Genomic DNA, 15922 nt, shown 5'->3' with positions numbered 1-15922 from the left:
TAACGCAGAGTCATCGACATGCAGAGCAAAACCCAAAGCAGAACCTTGAACAAGTCAACGCAGACCAAGGCAACACCCAGTGCGCCGCAAGCGGTCTACAGTTGGGAAGGCGTCAACCGCAACGGCGTCAAGATGCGCGGGGAAACCCAGGCGGTAAACCCCAACTGGTTACGCGCGGAACTACGTCGCAAAGGCATTAATCCGGGGCGCATTTACAAAAAACCCAAACCCTTATTCAAACCGGCGATCAAACCAGCGGATATTGCCCAGTTTGCCCGCCAGCTTACCACCATGATGCGCTCTGGTGTCCCGATGGTGCAGTCACTCGAATTGATGGCTTCCGGTGGTGACAATCCTTCGGTGCGTGACCTTGTAAAAAAACTAACCGCTGACATCGAAGGCGGCGCCAGCTTGGGAACAGCTTTGTCACGTCACCCCAAATATTTCGACAAACTGTTTGTGAATCTGATCAAGGCCGGTGAACAAGCGGGTACACTGGAAACTATGCTGGAAAAAGTGGCTACCTATAAAGAAAAAAGTGAAGCCCTCAAAGCCAAGGTCAAAAGCGCCATGATGTACCCTATCATCGTTGTGGTGGCCGCAACCGTGGTATCGGCTATCCTGCTGATCTGGGTTATTCCGCAGTTCAAGGAAGTCTTCAGTGGTTTTGGTGCTGACCTGCCCGCGTTCACCCTGTTGGTCATTTCCTTCTCGGACTGGCTGGTTGCCAACTGGTGGATGCCGATCGTTGCCTTTGTGGCTATTGGCACCAGTTTTAGCCAAGCACGACAACGATCCCCGGCATTCGACCGCTTTGTGGATAAAGCCTCGTTAAAAATACCCATCATGGGTAATATCCTCAACCTGTCCGCCGTGGCACGTTTTGCCCGTACCCTGGCCACCATGTTTGCGGCAGGTGTACCACTGGTGGAAGCGATGGACTCGGTAGCCGGTGCCACCGGCAACGCCCTGTATGAAGAAGCCTCGCGCCGCATTCAGGACGATACCGCACGCGGCGTACAGCTCAATACTGCCATGATGACCACCCAGTTATTCCCCAATATGATGGTACAAATGACCCGCATTGGTGAAGAGTCCGGGCGGTTGGAAGAAATGCTGGCGAAAGTCGCCGATTATTACGAAGCACAGGTAGACGCCTTGGTGGATACCCTTGCCAAACAGATTGAACCGCTGATCATGGCGGTACTGGGCGGTATTGTCGGCAGCCTGGTAATCGCCATGTACCTGCCCATCTTTAAACTTGGTTCGGTCGTTTAGGAAAACACATGGAACTCATTTATTTACTCAACACCAGCCAGGTCTGGCTGGTCAGCGTGGTTGGGCTGTTTTCACTGCTGGTGGGCAGTTTCCTGAATGTGGTGATTTACCGCCTGCCGATTATTCTGGAACGCCAATGGAAAAGTGACTGCAACGAATGGTTGGAAAAACAAGCAGGTGAGGATACCGGGGATTTCAACCTAGTCGTGCCACGTTCACAATGCCCTACTTGCGGTCACAAGATTACTGCACTGGAAAATATCCCGGTACTGAGCTACCTGTTCCTGCGGGGCAAATGTCGCGGTTGTAAAACCCCAATCTCCATCCAGTACCCGCTGGTGGAAATGGCGACTGCGGTACTCTCCATGTTGGTGGCATGGCGGGTAGGCTACAGTTTTGAACTGCTGGCCTTATTGGGTTTCACTTGGGTATTGGTGGCATTGTTCATGATCGACGCCCAAACCATGCTGTTACCCGACAGCCTGACCTACCCGCTGTTATGGGCAGGGTTGCTGCTCAATCTGAATGGCATGATTGTGCCGCTGCCTGATGCGGTATTGGGTGCTGCCTTCGGTTATCTGGCGTTGTGGTCAGTGTTTCACCTGTTCCGTCTGATTACCGGCAAGGAAGGCATGGGTTACGGTGACTTCAAATTGCTGGCGGCACTCGGTGCATGGGGGGGCTGGCAAATATTGCCTTTCGTCATTTTCGCCTCATCCGCGTTTGGCGCAGTGTTTGGCATTTTGTGGATGCTGGTTAAACGCAACAGCGAAAGCCTGCCGATGCCGTTTGGTCCATGGCTGGCAATGGCAGGCTTCGTGGCAATCGTTTGGCGCACGGAAATATTGGCGTGGATGACGCCTATCTTCATGCCCAACTAACATCACGCGCAGTTAGCGGATGTAACGGCACATCGGCGGCGCTTGCCCCACAATACGGTGGATGCGCGGCGGATGTTGTGCCACCGCATGGCGTTGCGGTACGTAATAGGCATACATTTGCACCGGACGGGCGGGCGCACGCACTAAAGGGGTACGCTTTAGCGGTGCTCGCCGCTGGAAGCTGTGCGGCACGACCCGCGCCGAACGTTGCCAGCCACTGGCCTGATTTGCCTGATGGCGACCACGCTGGTAGTTCAACGGACATTGCTGCCCACAGGACGCTTTTTCAACTTCAACGTGATAACGCTGAATACGCACAATCGGTCGGCTTTCATTCGCCCGCATGGTGCGCATATCGTCGATACCACCTGTCCACGCTTGGGCGGATGGAACCGCTAAAATCGTCAACCCCAAACCCGCTATCAACTTTTTCATAAACTGACTCCATGTAGAAATGGCGTTTGCCTGTTACAATGCCTGGAAACTTGAATCACACGGAAGCATGTCGCATGGCAGAACAGGAACAAACCACCCATTTCGGTTTTCAACAAGTACCCGTTGAAGAGAAAGCTAGTCGGGTTGCCGGGGTATTTCATTCAGTAGCCGATAAGTACGACGTAATGAACGACGTAATGTCATTCGGCGTCCATCGGCTATGGAAACGTTACACGATTGATGCAGCGGGGGCGAAGCGTGGTAACCGCGTACTGGATCTGGCAGGCGGCACGGGCGATCTGGCCGCGAAGTTTGCGCGGATCGTCGGGGAAGACGGTGAAGTGATCCTGTCCGACATCAATGCCTCGATGCTGGAACATGGGCGGGAACGCCTCACGGACAAAGGGATTGGTGGCAATGTGCGTTACGTGCAGGCGAATGCCGAATGCCTGCCGTTTGCCGACAACCATTTCGACATTATTACGATAGCATTTGGGCTACGCAATGTGACGGATAAGGATAAGGCTCTACGCTCCATGTACCGTGTATTGAAACCGGGCGGGCGGTTGTTGGTGTTGGAATTTTCCAAGCCGGTACTTCCCGGCCTGTCACCGCTTTACGACCAGTATTCGTTCAAATTTCTGCCGATGATGGGCAAGCTGATTGCCAACGATGCGGAAAGTTACCGCTATCTGGCAGAATCCATCCGTATGCACCCGGATCAGGCCACCCTCAAGGGCATGATGGAAGTCGCCGGGTTCGAGCGTGTCACCTATACCAATATGACCGGCGGTATCGTAGCGTTGCACAAAGGCTTCAAATTCTGAGCCTTCGCCTGTTTCTTGCGCTGCAAATAGGCTTTATGCCACAGCGCAGGCAGGCTTAAACTGGCAAGGAAAAACACCAGAACCACCCATTTTTGGTTATCAGTCAATGCCCACGCGCCCCAACGGAACGGAATGTAGCAATACAACACCACCAAATGGTAAGCAAACACCTGTAAGGAATGTTGCCCCAAAAACGCCAGCCAACGCCCCGGCAATGCCAGCCATTTAAACACATTGTAACGCTGGTGCAGGCTGATTATGCCCGCAATCACCACCACAAACGCTAGGAAATTCACCAACCGTAACCATGCCAAATTGTCACGCGCAATGTGGCGGTATTCCTGAAACCACGCTGCCACAGGCGACAGGTCATGAGGAATATGACCATGGCGTTGCCCATACAGCACCACCACGACTGCAAAACTGACCGACCACATCCAAGCATTCACCCGCAACCACGAGCCATTACCGGTACTCTTGCTACTAAAGCGTAGGAAACCAAGCACCATACCCAGTACAAATATCAGTTGCCACGCCATGAAGTCAAATGCGCCAACCCTGACCATAATGACCTTGGGCAACAACGTCAGCAAATCACGCCCCCAACCATATTGCGCCGCCAGCCAGAAACTAACGCTTCCCAGCAACACCATGGCCACCCCAATAAGCTGGTATTGCAGCATCAAGCGTAACGCAAAGGGGGCTGCCAACATGAAGGCAACATACATGGGTAACACATCTAACATCGGTGGCTGATACACCAATAACAGGCCGGACAGTAAACCCCGCGCAGGTTCCGCCTGCATCTCCTTGGCGAAACTCGTCCAATACGCCCCCGACCATTGCGTCGCTACCGTGAACACAAACACCGCCAACAATACAAGCAAATGGTAGAGGTAAATCGTGCCAGCACGCTGCCAGATGCGCTGTTCCAGCACCTGCCCGCCAACTGTGTAGTAACGGCTGTAGACCAAGGCGATCAGCATCCCGGACAGGAACACAAAGCCCTCTGCCGCGCTCACATAACCGGCAAATTCATACAGATGCTGAAAAACTGGCTCGCCAAAATGGTCGGATGCCATAATAATCAGCATCAAGCCTCGGAGTATATCCAGCGAAACGTCACGGTTCATGTAATGCTATGTCCTCGCCTTGCGGGCTGCTTGTTATTTCGGGTCGAACTATACGACCAAGTGACGGATATGCCAACAATATACCGCTGGACGCAACCTGTATTCTGCACTAGAATTTCTTTCCCAAGTCCCTTGATCACTCTTGGCAATCCACTCAGCACATAGCGTTCCTCGGTATCTCACCATCATGAAATTCAACCTCCCTGTCTGGCTCCTGTTTGTTGCACTGCTAATGCTGGTCAGCCTGTCCGTGCGTGCCGACGACGGCTGTTTCGCACACGCCAAACAAGTGGCGGAACAATTATCCAGCAAACCTTTCGTGCAAATGCCGATGATGCAGGTCGATACCGGACGCATCACTTACGACCATTACCAGCACATCAAGTTCAAAGGGAATCAGACTTTTTGGCGTGATGAAATGTTGCCATTCCAGCTTGAATTCATGCACCCTGGAATGCACTACATTCGTCCTATCGACCTGTCTGCATGGGAAAATGGCGCAGCCACCCCCATCAAGTTTTCCAGCAAGTATTACGATTACACCGAAGTCAAAGACTTACATCTAGAACAGGATGAAGACAAAATGGGTTTCACTGGCTTCCGTATTTTAGCAAAACTGGGCGGGAAAGATTCGAGCTATACCGAGACATTAGTCTTTCAGGGAGCCAGTTACTTCCGTGCTTTGGGGCTGGATCAGAAATACGGTCTTTCCGCCCGAGGTCTTGCTATCAATACCTCGCAGGAAGGGCAGGAAGAATTCCCCGATTACACCCAATTCTGGCTAGAAAAACCCGCCAAGGATGCCACCCAACTGGTGTTCTGCGCCTTGCTGGATTCACCTTCCACCACAGGTGCAACCCGGTTTGTGCTAACGCCCGGCAAAACCACCGCGATGGAACTCGACACCCAGCTTTACCCACGCAAGGACATCAGCGAAATCGGCATTGCCCCCTTGACCAGCATGTTCTTCCACGGCGAAAACTCCCAGCAACACTACGGCGACTACCGCCCGGAAGTGCATGATTCAGACGGCCTGATGATCCAGCAAGACAAAGACTGGACCTGGCAACCGCTGGTGGAAGTGCCTTATTTCAACTTCCAGTCCACCCCGGTCGACAAACTCTCAGGGTTTGGCCTGATACAACGCGACCGCGACTTCGACCATTATCAGGATCTGGAAGCGTGGTATCATGCCCGCCCTAGCGTGTGGATTGAGCCACTGGATGATTGGGGCAAAGGCAGCGTCCAGTTGCTGCGCTTGCACACCGAATCCGACATTGTTGACAATATCGTGGCATACTGGAAAAGTGATGCAGGACAAGCTCTCCGGCATTTCCGCTACCGCTTGTCATGGCGCTCGGATGAACCACCCGCCCACACCCTAGGCAAAGTGGTTGCCACGCGTGCCACCAACAAAGCCGTGGATAGTTTGCCCGGTCACCAAGGCCGCATCCGCTTTATTGTCGATTTCAATGATTTACCAAAGCTGGCAAAACCCCCGGTAGCAGAGGTAATATTAAACGGAGAGGTTCAGACCAAACCTGCCGTCGTACAGGAAAACCCCTATGTACAAGGCTGGCGGGTGATTGCCGCCGTGTTCCCGGAAACGTGTGACAAGCCCATGATGGCAACCATCCGCCTGACAGACGGAGGAAACTCTGTGAGTGAAACATGGTCTTACCCTATTCCCGAGTCATTGTGCAATGCACAGTGACCCAGGCAGTTCAATAACAACAACACAAAACATATTGACGTTAACAACCCTCACGAGGATTGAGACACAAATGACTGAACAACTAGCACAAACCCCATCCAGCCTGACAACGCCAGACTCGGCAGCTTCCAACAACACGTGGGTATTGGCAAAAAAACGCGCCAACGACTACCTGAAACTGCACCGTCTACCCGAAGCAGAACGCGAACACATGCTGGCTCGCATCACCAACAAACTGGCACGCGCCGGGTTGTTTAGCGAGCAAGAACTCATCCAATTGTTCATCAGCACCGCACAGGAAGAACTCGCCCTGATGCAAAGCGACGCCAAAGATGCAGCTTGCTGCCAAGGTAAAAAGCCCAGCGAATCAGCCAGCACTGTCCCGGAAGAACAGGATGCCAAAACCGACCGCACCCAGACCGGCCCGCGCTTTGAACGCAGCAGCATCCGCGTAGCGCCCCTGCAAGCGATTACCCTGCTACCCACATCGCGCCAACGTTTCGGCACTAAATGAGCCAGCACAGCGGTCAAGTCACTTGGCAGGAAACGGCCAAGCGGCGGCGAGTGGCCTTTTTCTCAGCCATTGGTTTGTTAACCGGGTTAGCAACCTTTTGGCTGGGAACCAACCTGCCCAGTGAACTGGCACTTATCTGGCAAGTGCTGGTGCTGCTTCCTTTTGCCGTGCTCTTTTTGTGGCTGGCATTGGGTTTCATGACCGCGATAGCGGGCTTATGGGTATTGAATTTCGGTGGGCAAAACCGCATTGCCAGTGCGCCCAGCTCGCCCTTGCCCCAATTGCAAACGCTGGAAACCACCGCAATTTTGCTACCCATTTACAACGAAGACATTGCCTACGTTTACGCTGGGCTACAAAGCATTTATCAGTCACTGGAAAAGACCGGGCAACTGGAACATTTCGAGTTTTACATCCTCTCCGATTCGGACGACGCCAGTAACTGGCTGCGCGAAGAAGCCGCATGGTCAGCACTGTGCCGCACCGTCGGTTCCACCGAGCGCATTCACTACCGCCGCCGCAAACACCGCACCAAAAAGAAAAGCGGCAATGTCATGGACTTTTGCCGCCGCTGGGGCAAGCGCCACCCGTATATGGTGGTGCTGGACGCTGATAGCCTGATGACCGGCGACGCGCTGGTGCGGCTGGTCGATGCGATGGATCGTAACGAGCGGGTCGGCCTGATCCAGACCCCGCTGTACACCATCGGGCTGGATACGCTCTACGCTCGCGGGCAGCAATTCGTCAACCGCATCTACGGCCCCATTTTCTTCGCCGGGTTGCATTGGTGGTGGCTGGGTGAAAGCCAGTACTGGGGGCACAATGTCATTATCCGCACCCAAGCTTTCATGGGACATTGCCACCTGCCCAAACTCCCCGAAGGCGGCGCATTGGGCGGGGAAATTCTCAGCCACGATTTCGTCGAAGCTGCCCTGCTAAACCGTGCGGGGTGGGAAACCTGGCTGGCCTACGACATGGAAGGCAGTTTCGAGCGCCCACCACCAACGCTGATGGATTCACTCAAACGTGACCGGCGCTGGTGTCAGGGTAATCTGCAACATTGGCTGATCATTTGGGCACATGGCATCCCCAATTTACATCGCTTCCTGCTGCTGGGTGGGATCATGTCCTACATCAGCTCACTGATCTGGCTGAGTTGGCTCGCGGTGCTGACCGCCATTGCAATCTTTTACCCCAAACTGACCCTTATTCCCCTGACAGCAGGCAATACCGCGCTGTTAAGCCTGACGCTCATCCTGCTATTTTTCTACAAAACCTTTGGGATAGCACAAGCCATCCGCAAAGGTACGGTGAAACGTTTTGGTGGAATATTGGGGCTAAGCGGCAGCATCCTCATGGAAACCTTCCTCTCCATGCTGACCGCGCCAGTACGCATGATGTATTACAGCAAATTCGTGGTGCAAATCCTGCAAGGCAAACGCGCCGTGTGGGGAACCCAGCAACGCACGGGCGGCGGGCTGGCGTGGGCAGATGCCGTGCAGGAATACCGCTGGGTCAGCCTGACCGGAGCCGTTTGGGGTTTGGTGCTACTCACCTTCAACCCGATGACCTTCCTGTGGATGTCGCCTGTGATCGCCGGGCTAGTATTGTCTGTACCCTTGGGAATGCTGACCAGCCTGCAAACCAGCTTAAAAACCAACCTATTCCGCACCCCGGATGAGGTTGCACCCGACTTTATCCTGCAAGCCTTTGACAAGAACTACGCGGAAATGCTCGCCAACCCGTGTATGTCCACCCGCGACCTGTTCATCCGTGTACTGGTTGACCCACTCGCCTTCCGCCAGCACATGACCTACATCCCGCAACGTTCCAACGTACCGGAAGGCACCCGTCAGCAACGCGAAGAACTGGTCAAACGCCTGCTGGAAAAAGGCCCCGGCTCGATTTCCAATAGCGAACGGCTAGTGATTCTGGAAGATTCCGAGATGTTGTGCCAGTTGCACACACAAGTTTGGCAATTGCCGGAAACGCAATTTCATGAGCATTGGATGTCGAAGTTGTAGCGTAAATATCAGCCGCGACTACGATTTCTTTTTCCGTGAATACCCACGCCATATCATCATTGATGAAGCCCAAGAAGCCCCTGAATTGTTCCGTCACCTACGCGGTGTGATTGATGCCAAACGGCATGAAAAAGGGCGTTTCATCCTGACCGGCTCCAACTACCCTGAATTGTTACAAAACGCCAGTGATTCGCTGGCGGGGCGCATTGCCATTGTTGAAATCGGCACATTGAAAATGAACGAAGTTCTCCGGCAACCATTGCCGCCGTTTTACCGTATTTTTGAGCAGCCCCTGACGAGTGATACACTGGATTATCTGAAAAACAATCAAAATGCAGTTACACAGAATTCTTTACAGTCTCTCTCTACGTCAGGTCAGGTCGTTAACCTGCGATAAATATCCGCCACCTTCAACGGCAATTTCTTCACATCATCAATTTCCACCCAATTAGCGTGACCGTACATGTGCGGCAAATAATCCTTGCCGCGCTGGTCGATGGTGATGCAAAACGGGTGAATCCCGGTACGCCGCGCTTCAAACAAGGCTTGGCGCGTATCCTCAATCCCATACTGCGTATTGTAGATGTCGAAATAATCTTCCGGCTTGCCATCCGAGAGCGTAATCAGCAAACGGGTTTTGGCATCCACCCCATTCAATTTTTCGGTCAAATGGCGGATAGCCACGCCCAGCCGGGTGTAATCTTTCGGTGTAATCCCCGCGATCCGCGCCTTAGTTTGCGCGTTGTAAGGGTCGTCAAAACTCTTGATGCGGTAAATCTCGCAACGCTTGCGCCCAATCCCCGAAAAGCCGTAAATCGCGTAACGGTCGCCCAGCTTTTCCAGCACTTCGCACAACATTACCAGTGCTTCGCGCTCCGCATCGTTAATCCAGCCCTTGGTGCTGCCGCTCATGTCCACCATGAACATCACCGCCATGCTGCGATCCGCACGGTGCATGTGCTGGAACAACTTATCACTCATTTCGCGCCCATCACGGCTATCGGCCAAGGCTTCCACCAGCGCATCAATATCCACGTCATCGCCCTGCGACTGGCGTTTCAGCAAGCGGTTTTCGTCGCGCATCGCCTCGAAGGTACGCCGTAAATGCTTGATCATGCCCTGATACTTGTCCAGCACCTTATCCACAAACACCGGGTCGCCGGGGCTGATCTCCAGCTCGCGCAACACGCACCAATTCTTGCGGTAATGCTGGCGGGCGAAATCCCACTCACGGTACAGAAATGCGCCATCTTCGTGGTAGATGCCTTTCCAGACATCCTCAATATCTTTTTCTTCTTTTTGGTACAAAGAGGGGTCGTATTCGCCGGGGCCTGCTGCCACCAACATTTCCGGCGGCACATCACCCCAGTCGAGCATGATGGAGGTAATAAGCTGTTTCACCTCTTCGGGCGGCGCAATCGGCTTATCATCCAGCACCAACTCCATGCCCTGACCTTCAGGCACTTCCCGCAACTCAAACTCCGGCGGCGCAACCTCCTTCTTCTCTTCCTCTTCTTTCTTCTCTTTATTATCTTCCCTCTCCCCTTCTTCCTCCCCCCGCATCTCTTTCGCCAACTCCGACAACTTCACCCGCAACAGGATTTTTTCCCGCTCCATCCGCGCCAACCGACAGGCAGTAACGGCTTCAGGGTTTAACTGGGTTTGATAAACTGGCTGTGGAATGGGCAAACCCAGCACCTGCGGCACCAATGCCAACACATCATCAACGGTAGCCGAGGGCGTATGCAATACGCCCCTACACGTCGCCCAAATCCCCTGTAGGGGCGTATTGCATACGCCCTCTTCCTCCCGCACCTCATCCAAGCGCAATTGTTCAATCCGCTGCATATCACGCCACAACCCCGGCAACTCGCGCTCCATATACGCCTCCAGCCGCAGGGTATCGAGCGCATGAAACGCCGCCAACGCCTGCTCCTTATCCGGGTAATCCGTAAACGCCGTGGTAAAATCCACCCGAAAACTGCCAAAGCGCGTTTGCGCCCACATAAACGCCACCTGCGCCTTGCACAGCAGGAAGTTATCCTTGGACTTAACCAATTTCGCAGTAATATTCGGCAAAAACAACGTTTCGCTGTCGGTGTAAACCGTATCACCCTGCGCCAGTTTCAAACGCCGCCCCGACAGGCCACACACGAAAGTCGACAGGATAGACTCCACCTCCGCAAAGGTAATGCCTTCCGCATGGGCATGGGCATGTTCCAGAAAGGCATCGACCTGCTGAATCACCAATAACGCCGGGCGTAAACCTTGCTGGTCAAAGGTATCCGCCGCATGGACTGCCCACGCCTCAATGACACGGCGTTCCAACCGATCCAGCGCTTCGACCACGCGGATAATGAATTCGTGGCTAATGTAGACATTGGTCGTCAACAAACGCATCGCCCAACCAAGGATGAAGTCTTGCGTATTCCGATCAAGGTTGACCAACACTGCTACCAGCGGATCAACTTTCAACCAAGTGAATTCAACCTCGTACAGCTCTTCAAGCCGTTCCAGTAAGATTTCCTGGGAATAGGGTTGTACAGATGCTTTCAAACCCGCCTCCTAGAACAGTGCGCCGATCAGCTCATTAATGGCAGCAATCATGTCGCTGTCATCGGTCAAAGCCAGCGCAATCGCCCCTTGGCACGCTGCCCGTGGTTCAACACCTTTGGCAATGAGTTTGCCCGCGTGTACCAGCAACCGAGTCGACGCGCCCTCTTCCAGACCATTGCCTTTGAGGTTGCGGGTCATATCCGCCAGCTTCAGCAACTTGTCGGTAATGGCCTCATCCAGTCCGGTTTCGTGAATGATGATCTGGCGTTCCAGCGACGGTTTCGGGTAATCAAATTCGATTGCCACAAAACGCTGGCGGGTGGATTGCTTCAACTCTTTCAACACGCTCTGATAGCCGGGGTTGTAGGAAATCGCCAGACAAAAGCTATCCGGTGCTTCCAGCAACTGCCCCAACTTATCAATCGGCATAATGCGGCGGTCGTCTGCCAAGGGGTGAATCACCACCATCGTATCCTTACGCGCTTCAACGATTTCATCCAGATAGCAAATGCCGCCGGTGCGCACGGCACGGGTCAACGGGCCATCCACCCACACCGTTTCGCCCTGCTTGACCAGATAACGCCCTACCAGATCGGAAGTCGTCAAATCATCGTGGCAAGATACCGTCACCATCGGGCGTTGCAGCCGCCACGCCATGTATTCCATGAAACGGGTTTTGCCGCAGCCCGTCGGCCCCTTCAACAACAAGGGCAGATGATTGTCGTAAGCAGCCTCAAACAAGGTAATCTCATTCCCCACGGGGACATAGTAAGGCTCTTTCTCAATAAGATAAGTCGACGGATCGTGAATAAGGGCGGTATTGCCTGAGTTAGCGGTATTCTCCACTTATGACATACTCCTGTGGTTGATGGCATCAGAACGTGTGATCATAACAGTTACAAGAGTTGTACGGGTATTGCCAATAACCACACATCAGGAAAACTGGCAGACAACAGCGTGCAATGGTAACGTCTTGCCCATTCCTAATAAAAATAATAGCGGCTAAAACCATGACCACAACCATGACCACCACAGAAGCAGAGCTTGAATTCGCCCCGCCCGTGCCAGACAAAAACCTCGACATGGTGCGCAATATTCTGTTCGGCGAACAAGCGCGTGAAAACGAAAAGCGACTGGCGAATCTGGAACGTTTCGTCAAAGTCTGGACCAATTCGGTGCGTGATGAAATGCGCAAGAACATGGACAGCCTCAACCACGAAATCCACATGCTGCAAGACTTGCTGGATCAGGAAGCCAAAGCCCGCATGGGTGATGGTGCCACCTTCCGCAAGCATTTCGAGCAAAACAGCAAAGGCATCGAAAACCTGCAACGCCAATGGCAGACCAGTGCAACCGACCTGAACCGGCGCATTGAAGAAGAGACCAAACTGCTCAGCCAGATCATGGAAGAACAACGCCTAGATCTGCTGAACCAGATCAAACAAACGTCAGAACAACTGCGCCAAGACAAGGTAGACCGCAAAATGCTGGCTGCCCTGCTGGATAACGTTAGCCATCAGCTTGCTGGTGACAAGGCGTAAGCCATGCAAGGCACGCCGGATATTGCGCAGCTACGCAACCTGTTATTTGGCAAGGATTACGAAGCCCTGCTGGCCTTGAAAGCGCAATTTGAAGATTCCGAGCAATACAGCGCCCGTATTGCCAGCGTTATTGCCGAAGCCATCACCCGCCGTGAAGCGCATGACGGAGCCATTTCAACTGCCCTGATGCCCACGGTCGAACGCTCGTTGACCCACGCCATCAGCAGCAACCCCAAACGCTTTGCGGATGTGTTATACCCGGTCATGGGTCCCGCCATCCGCAAATCTATCCAGCAAGCCTTGAACGAGGCACTCACGACATTCAACCAGTTGCTGGAACAAAGCCTGTCATTGCGCTCATGGCACTGGCGTTTCGACGCTTGGCGTACCGGGCAAAGTTACGCCCAGATTGCCCTGCTCAACACCCTGATTTACCAAGTGGAACAGGTATTCCTGATCCATCGGGAAAGCGGATTATTGCTGAACCACCTCGTCTCGGAACACGTCCACAGTAAAGACCCTGAAATCATCTCCAGCATGTTGACTGCGATTCAGGATTTCATCAACGACTCCTTTGCCACCGAAGGCGATGGCGATCTGGATACCCTGCAACTCGGCAAATTGACCGTACTGATCGAACACGCCCCCCGTGCAGTGCTGGCCTTGGTAGTGCGTGGCAGTGTGCCGGGTGAATTACGCCACTTGCTCGCGGAAACCTGCGAAACCATTCACCAGCAATACGACCACGCCCTCCAGACTTACCAAGGCGATGCCAGCCCGTTTACAGGCATCGAATCCCTGTTAAACGATTGCTTGGTTAAAAAGCATAAAACCAAGGAAAAGTGCCATCCGTGGCTAGCCTATACCCTGTTGCTAACCCTCTTGGGCGCATTGGCGTGGTGGGTTTACCAATATGAGCAACATCAGGCACTCCTGATCCAACAGGCCGCCGAAGTTGAACAGGCACAACAAATTGCCCTGCAAACCCTGACCCAGCAATTACAGCAGCAGCAAAGTCAGCAAGCTGCCTTACAAGTATCATTGCAAACCTTGCTGGATCAACAGCAGCAACAAACCGCGCAACAGGCCAAACAAGCGGCTGACAACGCCGCCACTATTGCGGCTCTGAGCCAACAGATAGAAGCCGCCAGCCATACCTTTGACAAAGCCCAGACCGATATTGACCCTAAGCACCCCGGTATTGTCACTCTCAGTAAAGACATTCTGGCCTTACTGCACGCTGCTCAACAGGCTAACAAGACCCTACAAGTCATCATACTGGGTCATGCGGATGGTAGCGGCTCCGTCACCCTCAACCAGCAAATGTCGCAGCAACGCGCCGATAATTTGCGCAATGTCCTCATACAAGCGGGCATTCCTGCCTTTGTGCTGGCAGCCCACAGCTCCAACCAAAAAAATGAACGCAGCACCCATTACCGGGTAAGCCTTTACTAGAGAGGGATACGCATGATCCAACAGAAAATATGCCTGCTAGGCTCCTTCTCGGTAGGCAAGACCAGCCTGATCCGGCGCTACGTTGATAGCCTGTTCAGTGATAAATACCTGACCACGGTCGGTGTCAAAATCGACAAAAAAAGCCTGCAAGTCGGTGACAAGGAATATTCCCTCATGCTGTGGGACATTGCCGGGGAAGATGACTTTACCAGCATCCGCACCGCTTACCTGCGCGGCATGGCCGGTTACATTATCGTGATCGACCCTACCCGCCCGCATTCCTACGAAACCGCCTTGTCCATCCACGACATGGTGAAAACCAACGCTGGAATCTTGCCTGCCGTCTTTGCCCTCAACAAGGCCGATCTGAAACCGGCATGGCAACTGGACATTCCCCAACACCAGCACCTGCACCAACTCGGCTACCCCGTGGTCGAAACCAGCGCCAAACAAGGCTTAGGTGTTGAAACCCTGTTCCTGCAATTGCTCCAGCAAGAGGGGCGTTCACATGGATAAGCTGCTCTCCAGCATTTGCTGCTCCCTGAACATCGCGGTATTTTCGCGGCAAAATACCACACAGTTCCACCTGATCTCCGGCACACCTGACTGGCTGGTGTTTTTCCTTGGACAATCCTCACCCGAGCATTGCTCCCTGAGCGACACCTTCCCCTACCTTACCTGCTTCACGGAAGATGCCGAAGCGCATTGGCAAGCCCAACAAACCACCCCGCTCGCTTCTGGCGTGTGGATCGAAACCGACGAACTCGGCAATGAAGTGGCGCTCGAAGCCAGCGTCCTCTGGGTCAACGGCGAAGCCATCCTGCTGTTGCAAAACCTTGGAGAAAGATACCGACAAGAAGTCAGCCACCTGCAACAATTGCGCGAAGGCTTGCTCACTCAGGAAAAACTCGAAAACGAAGTGCAAAAGCGCACCCTGAAAATCAAACAACGCGAAGAAGAAATCGCCATCAAACTGGTCAGTCTTACCAGCTATCGCGATGAAGAAACCGGCGCACACGTCAAACGCATTGGCTTGTACGCCGCCGCCATGGGCAAAGCGCTGGGTTGGGAAGCACAACAGATTGACGACATCCGCATCGCCGCCCCCATGCACGACATTGGCAAGATCGGCATTCCCGACCGCATCCTGCTCAAAAAAGGCAAACTCACCGAAAACGAATTCGCCATCATGAAGCGCCACACCGAAATCGGTGCAAAAATGCTGCAAGACTCCAATATTCCGGTACTCGACATGGCCGCCGACATCGCCCTATGCCACCACGAAAAGTGGGACGGCTCCGGCTATCCGCGCGGCTTGGTGGGTGAAGAAATCCCCGAATCCGCCCGTATTACCGCGATTGTGGATATTTACGATGCACTGGTACACGAGCGTGTCTACAAAAAAGCCATGTGCGAGCAAGAAGCCCTAACCTTGATGGAAAGCATGACAAGTTCGCATCTCGACCCCAACCTGTTCAAGATTTTTATCGGGCTATTGCCGGTGATGCGACGTATCCGTCTGGAAGTGAACGAGATCGGGGATTTGCTGGTTTCTTACTGATGT

15 protein-coding genes are annotated in these 15922 nt (G+C 53.5%); 11 read left to right on the top strand and 4 right to left on the bottom strand.

Translation table 11 applies throughout. The features are described from left to right. The first annotated feature begins 45 nt into the window (after positions 1 to 45). Both J9253_RS19130 and J9253_RS19125 read left to right on the top strand, forming a co-directional pair. Positions 46 to 1278 carry a type II secretion system F family protein gene (locus J9253_RS19130; protein WP_228291435.1) on the top strand — a complete coding sequence of 411 codons (1233 nt, stop codon included), beginning with the start codon at positions 46 to 48 and terminating at the stop codon, positions 1276 to 1278. Positions 1279 to 1286: 8 nt separating this feature from the next. Next, the gene (locus J9253_RS19125) at positions 1287 to 2159 is read left to right on the top strand and encodes a prepilin peptidase (RefSeq protein WP_210222435.1); all 873 of its coding nucleotides are present in this window, start codon (positions 1287 to 1289) and stop codon (positions 2157 to 2159) included. 12 nt (positions 2160 to 2171) lie between these two features. Here J9253_RS19125 and J9253_RS19120 read toward each other — a convergent pair whose 3' ends face one another. After that, on the bottom strand, positions 2172 to 2594 hold the full coding sequence (locus tag J9253_RS19120; protein WP_210222434.1) for a hypothetical protein: 423 nt from the start codon (positions 2592 to 2594) through the stop codon (positions 2172 to 2174). Between the two features lie 74 nt (positions 2595 to 2668). On the opposite strand from J9253_RS19120, the gene ubiE reads away from it, so the two are divergent. Then, positions 2669 to 3421, top strand: a complete 753-nt coding sequence (gene ubiE / locus J9253_RS19115) for a bifunctional demethylmenaquinone methyltransferase/2-methoxy-6-polyprenyl-1,4-benzoquinol methylase UbiE (protein WP_210222433.1) — start codon at positions 2669 to 2671, stop codon at positions 3419 to 3421. On the opposite strand, the gene opgC is transcribed toward ubiE, so the two are convergent. Beyond that, positions 3367 to 4554, bottom strand: coding sequence for an OpgC domain-containing protein (gene opgC / locus J9253_RS19110; RefSeq protein ID WP_210222432.1), 1188 nt, complete (start codon positions 4552 to 4554; stop codon positions 3367 to 3369). The genes ubiE and opgC overlap by 55 nt on opposite strands. A gap of 187 nt (positions 4555 to 4741) precedes the next feature. Here opgC and J9253_RS19105 point away from each other — a divergent pair, with 187 nt between their 5' ends. From J9253_RS19105 to J9253_RS19090, 4 genes are all read left to right on the top strand, one after another. Beyond that, positions 4742 to 6268, top strand: coding sequence for a glucan biosynthesis protein (locus J9253_RS19105; RefSeq protein WP_210222431.1), 1527 nt, complete (start codon positions 4742 to 4744; stop codon positions 6266 to 6268). A 70-nt stretch (positions 6269 to 6338) separates the two neighbouring features. Then, positions 6339 to 6782: a hypothetical protein gene (locus J9253_RS19100; RefSeq protein WP_210222430.1), complete on the top strand. Its 444-nt coding sequence runs from the start codon at positions 6339 to 6341 to the stop codon at positions 6780 to 6782. Beyond that, on the top strand, positions 6779 to 8806 hold the full coding sequence (gene mdoH / locus J9253_RS19095) for a glucans biosynthesis glucosyltransferase MdoH (RefSeq protein WP_210222429.1): 2028 nt from the start codon (positions 6779 to 6781) through the stop codon (positions 8804 to 8806). Before J9253_RS19100 ends, mdoH begins: the two co-directional genes overlap by 4 nt. Next, a complete protein-coding gene (locus J9253_RS19090) occupies positions 8781 to 9203 on the top strand; it encodes an AAA family ATPase (RefSeq protein WP_210222428.1) in 423 nt (140 codons plus the stop codon). Before mdoH ends, J9253_RS19090 begins: the two co-directional genes overlap by 26 nt. Here J9253_RS19090 and J9253_RS19085 read toward each other — a convergent pair. Both J9253_RS19085 and J9253_RS19080 read right to left on the bottom strand, forming a co-directional pair. Next, positions 9182 to 11362 carry a nitric oxide reductase activation protein NorD gene (locus J9253_RS19085; protein WP_210222427.1) on the bottom strand — a complete coding sequence of 727 codons (2181 nt, stop codon included), beginning with the start codon at positions 11360 to 11362 and terminating at the stop codon, positions 9182 to 9184. The genes J9253_RS19090 and J9253_RS19085 overlap by 22 nt on opposite strands. A gap of 9 nt (positions 11363 to 11371) precedes the next feature. Then, positions 11372 to 12208 carry a CbbQ/NirQ/NorQ/GpvN family protein gene (locus tag J9253_RS19080; protein WP_210222426.1) on the bottom strand — a complete coding sequence of 279 codons (837 nt, stop codon included), beginning with the start codon at positions 12206 to 12208 and terminating at the stop codon, positions 11372 to 11374. Positions 12209 to 12372: 164 nt separating this feature from the next. Here J9253_RS19080 and J9253_RS19075 point away from each other — a divergent pair, with 164 nt between their 5' ends. Genes J9253_RS19075 through J9253_RS19060 form a run of 4 tightly spaced genes read left to right on the top strand, consistent with a single transcriptional unit; the run spans position 12373 to position 15919 of the window. Further along, positions 12373 to 12903: a hypothetical protein gene (locus J9253_RS19075; RefSeq protein ID WP_210222425.1), complete on the top strand. Its 531-nt coding sequence runs from the start codon at positions 12373 to 12375 to the stop codon at positions 12901 to 12903. Between the two features lie 3 nt (positions 12904 to 12906). Next, on the top strand, positions 12907 to 14358 hold the full coding sequence (locus J9253_RS19070) for an OmpA family protein (protein ID WP_210222424.1): 1452 nt from the start codon (positions 12907 to 12909) through the stop codon (positions 14356 to 14358). 12 nt (positions 14359 to 14370) lie between these two features. Then, on the top strand, positions 14371 to 14874 hold the full coding sequence (locus tag J9253_RS19065; RefSeq protein WP_210222423.1) for a Rab family GTPase: 504 nt from the start codon (positions 14371 to 14373) through the stop codon (positions 14872 to 14874). Further along, complete coding sequence (locus tag J9253_RS19060; protein WP_210222422.1) at positions 14867 to 15919, top strand: HD-GYP domain-containing protein; 1053 nt, start codon at positions 14867 to 14869, stop codon at positions 15917 to 15919. Before J9253_RS19065 ends, J9253_RS19060 begins: the two co-directional genes overlap by 8 nt. Positions 15920 to 15922: the final 3 nt, after the last annotated feature.

It is taken from the genome of Thiothrix litoralis, assembly GCF_017901135.1.
Classification (GTDB): Bacteria; Pseudomonadota; Gammaproteobacteria; order Thiotrichales; family Thiotrichaceae; genus Thiothrix; species Thiothrix litoralis.
Note: the sequence above shows the minus strand (reverse complement) of the source record. Positions and strands in the feature narration are given on the sequence as shown.